This window comes from Haemophilus seminalis (assembly GCF_006384255.1).
GTDB lineage: Bacteria > Pseudomonadota > Gammaproteobacteria > Enterobacterales > Pasteurellaceae > Haemophilus > Haemophilus seminalis.
Genome location: NZ_VCED01000003.1, coordinates 266,236 through 280,993 on the forward strand (window position 1 = coordinate 266,236; position 14,758 = coordinate 280,993).

Below are 14,758 nucleotides of genomic sequence, written 5' to 3' on the forward strand. Positions count from 1 at the left end.
TTTTAAGCATAGGCATTTTCTTGTTTGATATGTCTATTAGATCAAACTTCTAGAGCTATGTTAGCGGTCTAAAATAACACGTATTTAACGCGCTATTTTTGTTTTAAAGTAGCCTCTTAGTAATTAATATTTAGATGTTATTAGAAATAACAAAATGCTATATAGCAAGAATTCAGTAATTTTAGGATTCAATCAAAAGAAAATTATTATCAATTCATTTTTTTGTGTATAATTACCTCGTTTTTATTACTGGAGGACATAGCATGAAAAAATTATTAAAAACAACTCTCACTTCTGTATTGTTAATGGCATCTACTTTCGCCGGTGCAGTAACGGTAAAAGATGCTAATGGTGAGTTTACCCTTGATAAAACCCCAACCAGAGTGGTGGCATTAGAGTATTCTTTCGTAGATGCCCTAGCACAAGTGGGGGTAAGTCCTGTGGGAGTGGCTGACGATAATAAAGTTGAGCGTATTTTGCCGCAAGTACGCGAAAAAATTGCTGCATGGCAATCCGTTGGTACGCGTTCTCAACCGAGTCTTGAAGTGATTGCTTCTCTCAAACCCGATTTAATTATTGCTGATCCTTCCCGTCACACAGCGGTGTTTGAAGAATTGAAAAAAATTGCGCCAACGGTGATGTTCGATTCCCGTCATGAGAGCTATCAAGTAAATCTTGAAACAGCACAGAAAATTGGTGATTTAGTCGGTAAAAGTAGCGAAATGAAAGCAAAAATCAATGAACATAATGATTACATTGCCAATATCGCAAAAAATTTAGGTGTGCAAGGCAAAAAAGCCTCATTTGGTACTTCCCGAGAAGATAAATTTAATATCCAAAATGACAATGGCTATGTGGGTAGTTTCTTAACGACATTAGGTTTTGCCCCAACTAAACTCAATAGTGATCAAGCTTTCGTAGAAATCAACCTTGAACAATTAGTAATGGAAAAACCGGAATACTTGTTCATCGCCCATTATCGTGATGAAAGTATCGCGCGCAAATGGGAAGCTGAGCCACTTTGGAAAGCCATTCCTGCCGTAAAAGCAAACCATGTTTACAGCGTTGATGCCGACATGTGGGCTCGCGGTCGTGGCTTAGAAGCGAGCAAAATTATGGCAAAACAAATTGAAGGTTTCGTGAAACAAAAATAATGATGAAGTCCACTTTCCGTTGGGGACTTCCCCTTATCATTCTGCCTTTACTATTATGGGGAAGCCTGTTTTTGTATTATCCCATCGAAATCCGACCGCTTGCAGCGTTACAAGCGTTCCTTCCCGATGGAGATGAAATTGTCAAAATTACGGTTACCGATTTACGCCTACCACGTGCATTAGTTAGCATGATTTTAGGCGCCAATCTTGCGGTGGCGGGTGCGTTGTTACAAACCATTACGCGCAATCCATTGGCCTCGCCTACGCTACTCAGCGTGAACTCGGGAGCCAGTCTTGCCATGGTCACCGCCAGTGCTTTTAGCCCTTTGATTCTTTCTGGTTATAGTATTGCTTTAGTGGCTAGCATCGGCGGCGGTCTGAGTTGGTTTGTGGTAATGCTGATCAGCAATGGTTGGAAAGACAACAGTGGAGATCGTAGCCGAGTGATTTTAGCGGGGATTGCCGTATCACTACTGTGTGCAGCGCTCACAAAATTACTGCTCATTATCGCGGAAGATCATGCCTTCGGTATTATGAGTTGGCTAGCGGGTGGCATTGCACATGCCCGTTGGAATGAATTATTGACGTTATTTCCATTCTTTATTTTGACCGCACTTTTCTGTCTGCTTTTTGCTAGCCGTTTAAATTTACTCAATTTAAGTGATGAATCCGCGCGTTCACTAGGCATCAATCTCTTTCGTTTACGCTGGTACGCTAATATCATTGCATTATTGATTGTGGGTTCAAGCGTGAGTGTTGCCGGCCCAGTTGCCTTTATCGGCTTACTCGTGCCTCATCTTGCTCGCTATTGGATTGGTTATGACTTGCGAAAATCGCTCCCTATGGCGATGTTACTCGGTGCAATTTTAATGCTCGCTGCAGATACCATTGCCCGCGCGGTCAACTTCCCTAGTGAAGTACCTGCTGGTGCGGTGCTTGCCTTAATCGGTGCACCAGTCTTTGTATTATTTGCCAGAGGAAGACACTAATGCGAACCTCTCATGTATCTTTTCGTGCTATCAGCTTTTATGTCCTCACGCTTGGTCTAATGGTACTGCTCTTTGGGTTGAGTATTCGTCTCGGCACTTATACGCTTTCCTTTGAGGAAATTTGGGCGGCCTTTAAGCCTGATGATAAAAACTATTTTACCTTGATGGAATATCGCCTACCCCGTGCGGTATTAGCGATTTTATTAGGCGGCGCCTTAGCGATTTCTGGTGTGCTCGTACAAAGCGTGGTGCGTAATCCACTTGCCTCTCCCGATATTTTAGGGATTAACAATGCAGCGGGGTTAATTGCTGTTTCGGTATTGATGTTCTTGCCAAACTTAGCATTTTACTGGATGCCGATTTTTGCCTTTTTAGGTGGTGTGCTCTCTTTTGTCATTTTATGGATCGTGTGCGGTTTTAACTTCCGCCCTATCAAAATGGCAATCATTGGGGTAGCACTTTCCGCATTGTGGGCAGCCATTAGTCATTATCTGATACTTACCAATCCAGTCGAGATCAATACGGCAATGTTATGGCTCACAGGAAGCCTGTGGGGGCGCAGCTGGTCTTATTTAAATGTGGTATTACCATGGTTAGTAGTGTTGCTACCCTTGCCATTTATTTTCTGTCGCGATCTCGATACCCTTGGTTTAGGTGAAAACAAAGCTTCCACCTTGGGGGTGACCGTAAATAAAGTGCAAATTAGCGTTTTAGTGCTAGCGGTAGCCCTTTCTACTACAGCCGTGGCAATTTGTGGTCCGATTGCCTTTTTAGGCTTAGTTGCTCCGCATCTTGCTCGCCGTTTAGTCGGTGGCCGGCATCGCACCCTATTACCGGCAGCCTTGATTATTGGCGCCCTCTTATTACAACTTTCGGATATTTTGGCGCGGGTAATGGACCCACCAACTGAACTCCCAGCGGGTATTCTGACTGCAATTATCGGTGCGCCATATTTCTTCTACTTATTGATGAGAACTAAATAATGAGCATTGAAATCAATAATTTATCTTTAGGTTATCAAGATAAACTCGTGGTTAAAAATCTGTCGCTAAAATTCCCGAAAAATAAAGTGATTGCATTAATCGGCCCAAATGGTTGCTGTAAGTCCACCACATTAAAAGCGGTGGCTCGCTTGCTCAAACCGAAGCAAGGTTCAATCACCCATAAAGGTCAGGATATTTGGCAAAAAAGCCCTAAAGAATATGCCCAAGAATTGGCTTTTCTCCCGCAGCAACACCTGGTACCAGAAGGGATTAAAGTGCGGGAATTGATCGCCTACGGGCGTTCGCCTTACTTAAATCTCTGGGGCAAACTCAGCCAAAAAGATGAAGAATTGGTCACTTGGGCGATGGATCAAACACAAACTGCTGAACTTGCCGAACAGTTGGTTTCTGATTTATCTGGTGGTCAGCAACAACGCGTCTTCTTAGCCATGACTCTTGCGCAAGATGCTGAATTAGTGCTACTCGATGAGCCTACCACTTATCTGGATTTAAACCGCCAAGCTGAACTCATGGGCATGATGCGACAAATGCAACAAAACGGAAAAACCGTGATTACGGTGTTACATGACCTCAACCAAGCCTGCCGCTATTGCGATCACTTAATCGTCATGAAAAAAGGTGCAGTAATGGCACAAGGCACACCTGATGAAGTCATGACCGAAGAGTTGCTGAAGGATGTGTTTGATTTAGATGTCATTATTCATCGTGATCCAATCAGTGATACGCCGATGTTTATATTAAAATAACTAGAAATTTGACCGCACTTATGTATAGAAGATGAAAACTAATCTGACAGGTACAAGTTTTTAAACGAGAGACTGCTAGATTGGTTTTGATCTTCTTTTTAAGAGAATATGGATAAAATATCATCATATTCGATGGTTGAAATCTATCCACAAAATTCAATGTTAATCACTTCTACGCAATCTGTTGTTCCGACTTTGAGTCTCCATTTGACATTAAATTCGTACAAACTCATACCATAAATACGATCACTCGGTTTACCTTGTTGATAGGCAGGGCGAGGATCTTGCTCTAGCACTTGGCGAATGAAACGACTTAAGTGCGGTCGTTTTTCTTCTCGTTTTTTTACCGCACTTTGGGCTTGCTCGGTAAATTCAACAGTCAATTTTGCTGGTGGTTTTTCTTGGGCAAAGCTTGATTGCGCATTTGGCTCACTATCCGCATAGGCAATATAGGGTTTGATATCGAAAATCGGCGTGCCATCCACTAAATCCACCGCACCTAAATGGAGAAAAACGTTACCGTTGATACATTCTACTTGACGTAATTCGACTTTGGATAAACCAAGGGGATTCGGGCGGTGCGTTGCGCGTGAAGCAAACACGCCAACTCGTTGATTACCGCCTAACCGCGGTGGACGTACGGTGGGTTGCCATTTTCCTTGTTGGATTTGGTCGAACTGAAAAATTAACCAAAGGTGATTGAATTGTTCCAATCCTCGTACGGCTTCAGGCGAATTATACGGAGGTAAGATCTCTACAATGCCTACTCCGTCTTCAACTAAATTAGGTTGGCGTGGTACGGAGAATTTTTCTTTATAAGGCGTGTGAATAATAGCGATAGGCGATAAGGTTAAATCATTCATAAATTGGGTGTCTTAGTGTAGAATACGAGGCCTATTGTAATCAAAAGTGCGGTCAAAAAAAATGACAAATGAAAAATTGAAAATGTGGTGGGAAACGGCTCGACCAAAAACTTTGCCCTTAGCGTTGGCATCGATTTTCACTGGTTCGGCATTAGGTTATTGGGCGAATCCACAAGATTTTAATGGGCTTGTAATGGCGCTTTGTTTACTCACGACAATTTTATTGCAGGTGCTTTCTAATTTTGCTAATGATTATGGGGATCATCAAAAAGGTTCAGATACTGAAGAACGTATTGGGCCATTACGTGGCATTCAAAAAGGCGCCATTTCAGCAAAAGAACTGAAATGGGGATTAATTCTAATGGTGGTGGCCAGTTTTCTTTCAGGAAGTTTCTTGATTGGTATCGCTTATGAAAACCTCTCGGATTTATTCGCTTTCGCTGGGCTTGGCATTTTAGCTATTGTTGCTGCCATTACTTATACGGTTGGGGCGAAACCTTATGGCTATATGGGATTGGGCGATATTTCTGTATTAGTATTTTTTGGTTTGCTTGGTGTTGGCGGCACTTATTATTTGCAAACTCACAGTATTGATAGTCACATAATTTTACCTGCTATTGGTTCTGGGTTATTGGCAAGTGCGGTATTAAATATTAATAATTTACGCGATATTGAACAGGATGCGAAAGCTGGCAAAAATACCCTAGCCGTTCGTTTAGGTGCATATAAGGGGCGAGTTTACCACTGTATTTTATTAAGTGTGGCGGCCCTATGTTATTTAGCATTTGCGGTGGCAACAGCCATTTCTTGGACTAATTATTTATTTGTATTGGCGATGCCGTTGTTAGCTAAACATGCGATCTTTGTTTATCGCAGTCAGCAGCCAAGTGAATTGCGTCCAATGTTGGCTCAAATGTCTATGATTTCGTTATTAATCAATATCTTGTTTAGTTTAGGCTTGCTTATCGGCTAAATCGGCATATACTAAAGCAAACAAAATTTCGACAATCGATAGGGGAAAGTTATGTTTATTGATACTTCAGAACTTTGCGATCTTTATGCAGAACAAGTGGATGTAGTGGAGCCAATTTTTTCAAGCTTTGGTGGCGTAAGTAATTTTTACGGTAAAGTCACTACGGTAAAATGCTTTGAAAGTAATGGATTAATTGCTGAAGTATTAGAAGAAAACGGCGAAGGTCGAGTGCTTGTCGTTGATGGCGGTGGTGCGGTACGCCGTGGTTTGATTGATGCAGAATTGGCTCAACTTGCCGTTGATAATGGATGGGAAGGAATTATTGTATATGGTGCAGTACGCCAAATTCAGCAATTAGAAAACCTCGATATTGGTATTCATGCCCTTGCGCCAATTCCAGTCAGTGCAGATGAAAGTAGTGCTGGCGAAAGCGATATCCCTGTGAATTTTGGTGGCGTAACCTTTTTCCCAGAAGATTATATTTACGCAGATCTGACAGGAATTATACTCTCGCAAGAGCCCTTAGATTTAGATGATTCGGACGAATAATACGAAAGAGCAAAAGTGCGGTGAAAAATAACCGCACTTTTTTTATCAAAATTTATTGCACTTGATCACATTTTTGAATATTACTTGTTGCATGTTAATAACATTCCTTTAACATTATAACTACTTTTGAGTAGTAACCTTCATGGAGAACCTTTATGAGTGAGATAAAATCTTTCAAAAATCACAAAAATGGCATTATTTTTATTTTAGATATAGTGCTGTTTTTTGTGTTATTAAAAGTGTTGCCTTATGAGTCAAAGGCTAGTGCTGGTTTAGCCTTATTGGCTTTTGTCGCAGTGCTTTGGTTAACTGAGGCATTGCATGTTACGGTTACCGCATTATTGGTGCCATTATTGGCGATTGCACTAGATTTAGTGAGTACTAAGCAAGCTTTAGTGGCTTTTGCTGATCCTACAATTTTTTTATTTTTTGGTGGCTTTTCTTTAGCTACAGCCTTGCACATTCAAAAACTTGATAAAATGATTGCTAATAAAATTATGGCGTTAGCGCGCGGTAATTTATTTATTGCCATTATCTATCTCTTTTTGATTACATCCTTCCTTTCTATGTGGATGAGTAACACGGCAACTGCAGCCATGATGTTACCTCTCGCAATGGGAATTTTAAGCCAACTTGATCGTGAGAAAGAACATAATACTTATGTGTTTGTGTTGTTAGGGATTGCTTATAGTGCATCAATTGGTGGTATGGGAACCCTTGTGGGTAGCCCACCGAATGCGATTGTAGCAAGTAACTTGCATTTAACTTTTGCAGATTGGTTATGGTACGGTTTACCAATAATGATCATTTTGCTACCACTGATGATTGGTACGCTTTACATTATTTTTAAGCCAAAACTTCATATTAATTTTGAGCAATCTTTTGAAAGCATTGAAATGAATTCAGTGCGTGTATTAACACTTGTTATTTTTGTTGTGATTGCTTTAACTTGGGTATTTAGTGGGCAAATTAATCCTCTAATTTCAGGCTTACTTGGTTTGCAGAAAAATATTGCGAGCTTTGATAGTGTTGTCGCTTTATTAGCCGCTATTGTGATTTGTTCTACGGGCATTGCAAGCTGGAAACAAATTCAAGAAAGTACCGACTGGGGTGTATTAATGCTTTTCGGTGGTGGATTAACATTAAGTGCAGTGTTGAAGGATTCCGGAGCAAGTAAAATTTTAGCTGATAGCATTGTCTTTATGATTGAAGGACAACATTTCTATCTTATTGGCTTGTTAGTTGCAGCATTTATTATTTTCTTAACTGAATTTACCTCTAACACAGCAAGTGCGGCACTGCTCGTTCCGATCTTTATTTCTATCGCTCAATCATTGGGTATGCCAGAAATTGGTTTAGCATTAATTATTGGTCTTGGTGCATCTTGTGCCTTCATGCTACCAGTTGCAACGCCACCAAATGCTATTGTATTCGGTTCTGGTCAAGTGAAACAAAGTGAAATGGTAAAAGCTGGTTTTGTTCTAAATCTAGTATGTATTCTTGTAATTTCAACAATGGGATATTTATTCTGGTTGAATTAATAACTAAGCTTGGAATTTTAAAAGAAGAAAAGCATGAATAGATGCTTTTCTTTTTTTATTCAAACCAAATAACACTTGCCATTCGTCCTGTTTGATGATCTCGGCGATAAGAAAAGAAATATTCTTTTTCGTTAAAGGTACAATGTTCTCCACCGTAAATTTGAGTAATACCTAGGTTGTTTAACCGTTGTGTAGCGATTTGGTAAAGATTACCAAGGAATTTTTCTTTTTCTCTCCTATCTGGTTGAAATGCCAGTTTCGCTTTTTGATCTATGGCGATAAATTGTTCTACAACATCGTTCTCTACTTGGAATGCTGTTGGACCGATAGCTGGTCCAAACCATGCCATGATCTCTTCAGGTTTGGCTTGAAAATATTTTACTGTTTCTTCTAATATGCCATCGCATAAGCCTCGCCATCCTGCATGAGTTGCAGCTACTTCATTTCCGAGTTTTGTTGTAAATAATACGGGCAAGCAATCTGCTGTCATGATAGTGCAGACTTGATGGGGTTCATTGGTATAAACGGCATCAGCTTCTAAATTATCGTCTAAATAAGGGAGTTGAATAACGCGTGTACTATGAGTTTGAGTGAGAAATAAAGGCTCTTGAGGTAAGTTAAATTTTTCTACGAGTAAAGCACGGTTAATTTTGACCGCACTCTTATCATCGCCGACATGATCGCCAAGATTAAAATTATTAAAAGGTGTAGTACTAACACCGCCTTCACGTGTCGTAGTAAAGGCGTGAATATTGTTGGTAACAGGCCAGTTAGGTTGTATGATCCGCATTAATTAATAGTCCAATTCATTTTGGTGTTCTAGATAATCTGTTTTTAATGCGTTGAGCAGTTTCACAAAATCATCTGGTAAAGGCGCATACCATTCCATTATTTCCCCTGTAATTGGATGTGCGAGGCGTAACATTACGGCATGTAGAGCCTGACGTTTGAAATCACGTAAAACAGACATAAATGCTTCACTAGAATTTTTAGGTGGGCGAGGGCGCCCACCATAAGTTTGATCACCTAATAATGGGTGAGCTATATGTGCCATGTGTACACGAATTTGGTGGGTTCGACCTGTTTCTAGCCGCAAGCGTAAGCGAGTGTAATTGCGGAAATTTTCCATAATACGATAATGGGTAATAGCAGGTTTTCCCATTGGGTGAACAGCCATTAATGTACGTTTGGTTGCATGACGAGCCATTGGTTGATCTACAGTACCGCCTTTAGTCATTATGCCTGATGCGACCGCCTCATATTCGCGTGTGATTTTTCGTTTTTGTAGATCTCGTACAAGTTTGGTTTGTGCGGGGATCGTTTTAGCTACGACCATTAATCCTGTTGTGTCTTTATCTAGGCGGTGGACAATCCCTGCACGAGGCACTTCTGCGATTGGTGGATAATGATAGAGTAGCGCATTGAGCACAGTTCCATTCGAATTCCCCGCACCTGGATGAACAACAAGATCTTTGGGTTTATTTATAACTATAATATCATCATCTTCATAAACAATATTCAAGGGGATATTTTCAGGTTCAAAACGTGTTTCATCTTCTATATCAACGGTAATTGCTACGTGTTCTCCCCCCAGCACTTTTTCTCGAGGAATATTGACAATTTGATTGTTAAGTTTAACGAGATCGGCTTCAATCCAAGTTTTTAATCTGGAGCGAGAGTACTCAGGGAACAATTCTGCAAGCGTTTGGTCTAAGCGTTGTCCTATTTGTTCTGACTGTATTTCAGCTGAAAGGGTTATTAATGGCATAAAAGGCTCTCAAAGTTTTTTTTAAAAGTTGGCTTATTGATTAATGTTCTATACAATAGCTAGCAATTGTATCTTATTTATCGGTTTTCGTAAAAATTAAGGAAAAAACAATGCGTAAAATGAAATCTTTAGCTTTATTGGCAATGGCAGCATTGGTAGTTGGGTGTTCAGGCTCAAAAGATGTTGAACAAGCATCGGTGAGTGAACTTTATACGAAAGGTTCAAATGCGTTGCAAGAAGGTGGATATTCAGAAGCTATTCGCTACTTAAAAGCTGCAAATGAGCGCTTCCCCGGCAGCATCTATCAAGAACAAGCAATGATTGATTTGATTTACGCAAATTATAAGTCACAAAACTATACGGATATTGAGACGTTGGGAAATGATTTTATTCGTATGTTCCCTCAAAGCCAAAACCAACCTTATGTGATTTATATGACAGGTCTTGCATATTCGGCTATGAGCGATAATTTTATTCAAGATTTTTTTGGAATCGATCGCGCAACACGTGAAACGGTTTCTATGCGTAATGCATTTAATTATTTCCAAGGTTTAGTTACACATTTCCCAAATAGTCCTTATACACAAGATGCGCTTGCTCGTATGGCTTATATTAAAGCGGCCCTTGCTCGCCATGAGCTAGATATTGCAAAGTTTTATGCTAAACGAGACGCTTGGGTAGCTGTGTCAAATCGTGTTGTTGGTATGTTAAAACAATATCCTGATGCGCAAGCAACCTATGAAGGTTTATTCTTAATGAAAGAAGCCTACAATAAAATGGGGCTAACTACATTAGAAAATCAAACTCAACAAATTATTGATGCGAATAAAGGTAAATCTTTTGAAGCGGTAGAAAAGCCGAAAGAACCTGAATTAACCTTGCCTAAAGTAAAATAAACAATGCAATAAAGCCCGAATCATTTCGGGCTTTATGCTTTTTTATATCATCCACGATGCGCATTTTTCATAATGCGATCTTTTGTAACTTTCCACTCACGCTCTTTAATGTCATCGCGTTTGTCGTGTTGTTTTTTCCCTTTTGCTAATCCAATTTTAACTTTTGCCCAAGCACTTTTCCAATAAAGAGATAGCGCCACAATAGTGAATCCGTCACGATTAGCTTTACCAAATAGTGAGGCAAGTTCTCGCTTATTGAGTAATAATTTACGTGTTCGTGTAGGATCGCAAACAATGTGAGTTGAGGCAACATTTAGAGGCTGGATGCTGGCACCAAATAAAAAAGCTTCTCCATTTTTGAAAATTACATAGCTATCACTAATATTTGCCTTGCCTGCACGCATTGATTTTACTTCCCAGCCTTGTAGTTCAAGGCCTGCTTCAATCTCATCTTCAATAAAATAATCGTGTCGTGCTCGTTTATTCAGCGCAATATTATTTGATCCGGGTTTTATTTTTTTCTTTGTCATTGTCTTTCACCTTATCTTGATTTGGGCATTCTATAGGATATCTTTTTTGATAGCAAAAAGATCGTGTCGGTATAGTTTATTAACATTTTGAATAGTCATTGATGGCTAATGTAAGGCGATCATAAGATATTTAGCTATTCTCTCTCGAAAGAAAAAAATCTTAAATTAACAGCTATACAATGAGGGGGATAAAATTCTCTTAATTTGATTTTTTCTTGAGTTCATATTGAATTCAAACTAGACTTAACCATCATTTTATTTTATCTACATTGATTATGCGTGTTTCAGATTTTAATTTCGATTTACCTGATGAACTTATTGCTCGCTATCCAAAGGAGGATAGAGCATCTTGCCGTTTATTACATTTGAATGGGGAAAATGGCGAGGTAATTGACCGCACTTTTTCAGATGTATTGGATTTAATTGATGAAGGCGATTTATTGATTTTCAATAATACTCGCGTCATTCCTGCAAGAATGTTTGGGCGTAAAGCCAGCGGTGGAAAAATTGAAGTTTTAGTTGAACGCATGTTAGATGAGCATCGTTTCTTAGCGCATATTCGTTCATCAAAATCACCCAAAGAAGGGGCTGAATTATTTTTAGGTGAAGATAAATTAGGCGAAAATCATGGAATTAAAGCGGTAATGACAGCGCGTCATGGTGCATTATTTGAAGTGGAATTAAGTGATAAATCAACCGCTCTTTTAGATGTGTTGCAAGCCATTGGACATATTCCATTGCCGCCTTATATCGACCGTCCAGATGAAGAAGCCGATCAAGAATGTTATCAAACTGTTTATAGTAAAGTACCGGGTGCTGTAGCTGCACCGACAGCAGGCTTACATTTTGATGACCCCTTGCTTGAAAAACTTAAAAAGAAAGGTGTGAATTTTGAATTTGTCACATTGCATGTAGGCGCAGGAACATTCCAGCCTGTTCGTGTCGAGAATATTGAAGAGCATGTGATGCATGCAGAATACGTAGAAGTTTCTCAAGAAGTTTGCAATGCGATTATCGCAACAAAGCAAGCGGGTAAACGTGTTATTGCAGTAGGAACCACTTCTGTTCGTTCTATTGAAAGTGCGGCGCTTTCTGCGGAAGAATTTGGCAATCCAGATTTAATTGAGCCTTATTTTTCTGATACCTCTATTTTTATTTATCCTGGCAAAAAATTCCGAGTGATAGATTGTTTAATTACTAATTTCCACTTACCTGAAAGCACATTGATAATGTTAGTTTCAGCTTTTGCTGGTTATAAAAATACCATGAATGCATATAAGCATGCAGTGCAAGAAAAATATCGTTTCTTTAGTTATGGAGATGCGATGTTTATTAATAAAAATTCTAATGTGAGAGGATTGGAATAAGTTGTTTGACTTGTAATTAGTCAGCACCTACAATAAAGAACAAGAGATGGCGGTAACCATCCCTTGTCGGCATCAACTACTAATAGCCAGTGCTACTTTTCAATAACAGGCAAAGTAGAATAATGATGACCAACTTAATCATAAATTTAGTCATATTTTTATCCTTAGTATGATTAACAAACTCAGGATCTACGAAATAGCCCGACAGCGGCAACTGGCGGACTATCTTAGTAGATCCGCCTCTACTCAAAGAGCATTGGAAATATGATATCACGAAGCCTGTATTTTTTAACAGGCTTTTTTGTTTAAAAAAATCTTCGAACTGTTTATTCGTTGGAGCAAAAATGAAGTATGAATTAGATAAAACAAGCGGCAATGCTCGTCGTGGTCGCTTGGTATTTGAACGTCCACAAGGCACGTTCAGTGTAGAAACCCCTGCATTTATGCCAGTGGGTACTTATGGTACAGTAAAAGGCATGACGCCAGAAGAAGTGCGTGCGACAGGTGCAGAAATTTTACTGGGTAACACCTTCCATTTATGGCTTCGACCAGGACAAGAAGTCATGCGTAAACATGGTGATTTGCACGATTTTATGCAATGGCATCGTCCGATTTTAACTGACAGTGGTGGCTTCCAAGTATTTAGTTTAGGTAAATTACGTAAAATCACCGAAGAAGGCGTGAAATTCCAAAACCCAATTAACGGTGAGCGCATTTTCCTTTCACCTGAAAAATCTATGGAAATTCAATATGATTTAGGTTCTGACATCGTGATGATTTTCGATGAATGTACGCCTTATCCAGCGACTTTCGATTATGCGAAAAAATCCATGGAAATGTCTCTTCGTTGGGCAAAACGCAGCCGTGATCGCTTTGATGAATTAGGCAATAAAAATGCGCTATTTGGTATTATTCAAGGCGGCGTGTTTGAAGAATTACGCAAAGTATCACTAGAAGGCTTAGTGAATATTGGCTTTGACGGTTATGCGGTGGGCGGTTTAGCAGTAGGCGAACCAAAAGAAGACATGCACCGCATTTTAGAATACATCTGCCCACAAATCCCGGCTGACAAACCTCGTTATTTAATGGGTGTAGGTAAACCGGAGGACTTAGTAGAAGGAGTACGTCGTGGTATTGATATGTTTGACTGCGTAATGCCAACTCGTAACGCACGTAATGGGCATTTATTCGTGACTGATGGTATTGTTAAAATCCGTAATGCAAAATATCGCGATGATACGAGCCCATTAGATCCTGAATGTGATTGCTATACCTGTAAAAACTACACCAAAGCGTATTTATATCATTTAGATAAATGCGGTGAAATTTTAGGTGCACGCTTAAATACTATTCACAATTTACGCTATTATCAACGTTTAATGGCGGAAATTCGTCAAGCGATTGAAGATGATCGTTTTGATGATTTTGTGGTGGAATTCTATGCTCGCATGGGCAAACCTGTTCCACCATTACAATTAGCAGATAAATCATAATTGATGAAAGTGCGGTAGAAAAATGAAATGTTTTTTGACCGCACTTTTTAACAAAGGAAACCTTATGCAAATTCTTGAACCTCAACAATTCGCCACCTGGAATGAACCTATTGAAATGCTTTATGCCTGTCATAGTAAGGTAAAACGTTTTTGTCGCCAGTTAAGCATTTTACCTGATTATCTAGAAAAACACGGCTATACTCAGGCTGTATTAAATGATGTTGAGCAAATTTTAACTTATTTCAATCGTGCCGCACCGTTACATCATGAGGATGAAGAATTAGATTTTTTCCCTCAATTAGTCAAAGTGGCTCCACAAGCACAAACTTCCATTGATGAATTAGAAAAACAGCACGAATATTTGCATGAAAATTGGAATGCACTATCTGCGCAGTTAGAAGAGCTTATTTCTGAACAACGTCAAAATATTGATGAACATTTAATTGAACGCTTTATTCAAGGTTATGATCGTCATATTACGTTAGAAGAACCGCTATTTGAAATGGGACGTGAATGCTTAAGTGCGGATATTTTGGCTGAAATGGGCAAGAACATGAGTGATCGTCGTCAAGTTAAAGAATGAAATATCAGCTTAATTTAACCGCACTTCGATGTCCAATTCCTCTTTTAAGTGCCAAAAAAGCCTTAAAAAATTTGGATAAACATGATGAGCTAATGCTGATCTTAAACCTTGAAAGTGCGGTGGAAAATTTTTCTATTTTTGCAGAAGAAAATTCTGTTGCTTTGGTCGAGCAATATTACGCTTCGGAAAAAGAATTTATCGTTATCTTGAAAAAATAAAATTAATCGCCATAACGTAGGATATTGGTGTGGTTCACCTTTCCCAATGAGCCAATTTATGGTATTTTAAGCGCAATTTTTAAC

The 14,758-nt window shown here is 39.4% G+C and carries 16 protein-coding genes; 12 read left to right on the forward strand and 4 right to left on the reverse strand.

Features of this window, described 5'->3' with window-relative positions; all coding sequences use genetic code 11:
* Positions 1 to 263 precede the first annotated feature (263 nt).
* Genes FE813_RS05690 through fecE form a run of 4 tightly spaced genes read left to right on the forward strand, consistent with a single transcriptional unit; the run spans position 264 to position 3,893 of the window.
* Positions 264 to 1,154: a Fe(3+) dicitrate ABC transporter substrate-binding protein gene (locus tag FE813_RS05690; RefSeq protein WP_139989820.1), complete on the forward strand. Its 891-nt coding sequence runs from the start codon at positions 264 to 266 to the stop codon at positions 1,152 to 1,154.
* Positions 1,154 to 2,143, forward strand: a complete 990-nt coding sequence (gene fecC / locus FE813_RS05695) for an iron-dicitrate ABC transporter permease FecC (protein WP_139989821.1) — start codon at positions 1,154 to 1,156, stop codon at positions 2,141 to 2,143. Before FE813_RS05690 ends, fecC begins: the two co-directional genes overlap by 1 nt.
* Complete coding sequence (gene fecD / locus FE813_RS05700; RefSeq protein ID WP_139989822.1) at positions 2,143 to 3,126, forward strand: Fe(3+) dicitrate ABC transporter permease subunit FecD; 984 nt, start codon at positions 2,143 to 2,145, stop codon at positions 3,124 to 3,126. The genes fecC and fecD overlap by 1 nt, the downstream gene beginning before the upstream one ends.
* Positions 3,126 to 3,893, forward strand: coding sequence for a Fe(3+) dicitrate ABC transporter ATP-binding protein FecE (gene fecE / locus FE813_RS05705; protein WP_005633067.1), 768 nt, complete (start codon positions 3,126 to 3,128; stop codon positions 3,891 to 3,893). The genes fecD and fecE overlap by 1 nt, the downstream gene beginning before the upstream one ends.
* A gap of 143 nt (positions 3,894 to 4,036) precedes the next feature.
* Here fecE and tsaA read toward each other — a convergent pair whose 3' ends face one another.
* Entirely contained in the window at positions 4,037 to 4,756 is a 720-nt protein-coding gene (tsaA, locus tag FE813_RS05710; RefSeq protein ID WP_139989823.1) for a tRNA (N6-threonylcarbamoyladenosine(37)-N6)-methyltransferase TrmO, read from the reverse strand.
* 61 nt (positions 4,757 to 4,817) lie between these two features.
* On the opposite strand from tsaA, the gene menA reads away from it, so the two are divergent.
* The 3 genes from menA to FE813_RS05725 all read left to right on the forward strand — a co-directional run bounded on the left by menA (position 4,818) and on the right by FE813_RS05725 (position 7,819).
* Positions 4,818 to 5,729: a 1,4-dihydroxy-2-naphthoate octaprenyltransferase gene (menA, locus tag FE813_RS05715; RefSeq protein WP_139989824.1), complete on the forward strand. Its 912-nt coding sequence runs from the start codon at positions 4,818 to 4,820 to the stop codon at positions 5,727 to 5,729.
* Positions 5,730 to 5,780: 51 nt separating this feature from the next.
* Complete coding sequence (gene rraA / locus FE813_RS05720) at positions 5,781 to 6,278, forward strand: ribonuclease E activity regulator RraA (protein ID WP_139989825.1); 498 nt, start codon at positions 5,781 to 5,783, stop codon at positions 6,276 to 6,278.
* 155 nt (positions 6,279 to 6,433) lie between these two features.
* On the forward strand, positions 6,434 to 7,819 hold the full coding sequence (locus FE813_RS05725; RefSeq protein WP_139989826.1) for a DASS family sodium-coupled anion symporter: 1,386 nt from the start codon (positions 6,434 to 6,436) through the stop codon (positions 7,817 to 7,819).
* Between the two features lie 55 nt (positions 7,820 to 7,874).
* Here the strand turns inward: FE813_RS05725 and pgeF are convergent, their stop codons facing one another.
* Together pgeF and rluD are read right to left on the reverse strand one after the other, a co-directional pair.
* On the reverse strand, positions 7,875 to 8,609 hold the full coding sequence (gene pgeF, locus FE813_RS05730) for a peptidoglycan editing factor PgeF (protein ID WP_139989827.1): 735 nt from the start codon (positions 8,607 to 8,609) through the stop codon (positions 7,875 to 7,877).
* Between the two features lie 3 nt (positions 8,610 to 8,612).
* Positions 8,613 to 9,587, reverse strand: a complete 975-nt coding sequence (gene rluD / locus FE813_RS05735) for a 23S rRNA pseudouridine(1911/1915/1917) synthase RluD (RefSeq protein WP_139989828.1) — start codon at positions 9,585 to 9,587, stop codon at positions 8,613 to 8,615.
* A 110-nt stretch (positions 9,588 to 9,697) separates the two neighbouring features.
* Here rluD and FE813_RS05740 point away from each other — a divergent pair, with 110 nt between their 5' ends.
* Complete coding sequence (locus tag FE813_RS05740) at positions 9,698 to 10,483, forward strand: outer membrane protein assembly factor BamD (protein ID WP_065264480.1); 786 nt, start codon at positions 9,698 to 9,700, stop codon at positions 10,481 to 10,483.
* A gap of 47 nt (positions 10,484 to 10,530) precedes the next feature.
* On the opposite strand, the gene smpB is transcribed toward FE813_RS05740, so the two are convergent.
* Complete coding sequence (gene smpB / locus FE813_RS05745) at positions 10,531 to 11,013, reverse strand: SsrA-binding protein SmpB (RefSeq protein WP_048954216.1); 483 nt, start codon at positions 11,011 to 11,013, stop codon at positions 10,531 to 10,533.
* Positions 11,014 to 11,288: 275 nt separating this feature from the next.
* Here smpB and queA point away from each other — a divergent pair, with 275 nt between their 5' ends.
* From queA to FE813_RS05765, 4 genes are all read left to right on the forward strand, one after another.
* Entirely contained in the window at positions 11,289 to 12,380 is a 1,092-nt protein-coding gene (gene queA, locus FE813_RS05750; protein WP_139989829.1) for a tRNA preQ1(34) S-adenosylmethionine ribosyltransferase-isomerase QueA, read from the forward strand.
* 344 nt (positions 12,381 to 12,724) lie between these two features.
* Complete coding sequence (tgt, locus tag FE813_RS05755; RefSeq protein ID WP_005645731.1) at positions 12,725 to 13,873, forward strand: tRNA guanosine(34) transglycosylase Tgt; 1,149 nt, start codon at positions 12,725 to 12,727, stop codon at positions 13,871 to 13,873.
* Positions 13,874 to 13,937: 64 nt separating this feature from the next.
* On the forward strand, positions 13,938 to 14,456 hold the full coding sequence (locus FE813_RS05760) for a hemerythrin domain-containing protein (RefSeq protein WP_118868060.1): 519 nt from the start codon (positions 13,938 to 13,940) through the stop codon (positions 14,454 to 14,456).
* Positions 14,453 to 14,674 (forward strand): sulfurtransferase TusA family protein, encoded by a 222-nt coding sequence (locus FE813_RS05765; RefSeq protein WP_118868061.1) that lies wholly within the window; start codon positions 14,453 to 14,455, stop codon positions 14,672 to 14,674. The genes FE813_RS05760 and FE813_RS05765 overlap by 4 nt, the downstream gene beginning before the upstream one ends.
* The last annotated feature ends 84 nt before the right edge of the window (positions 14,675 to 14,758 follow it).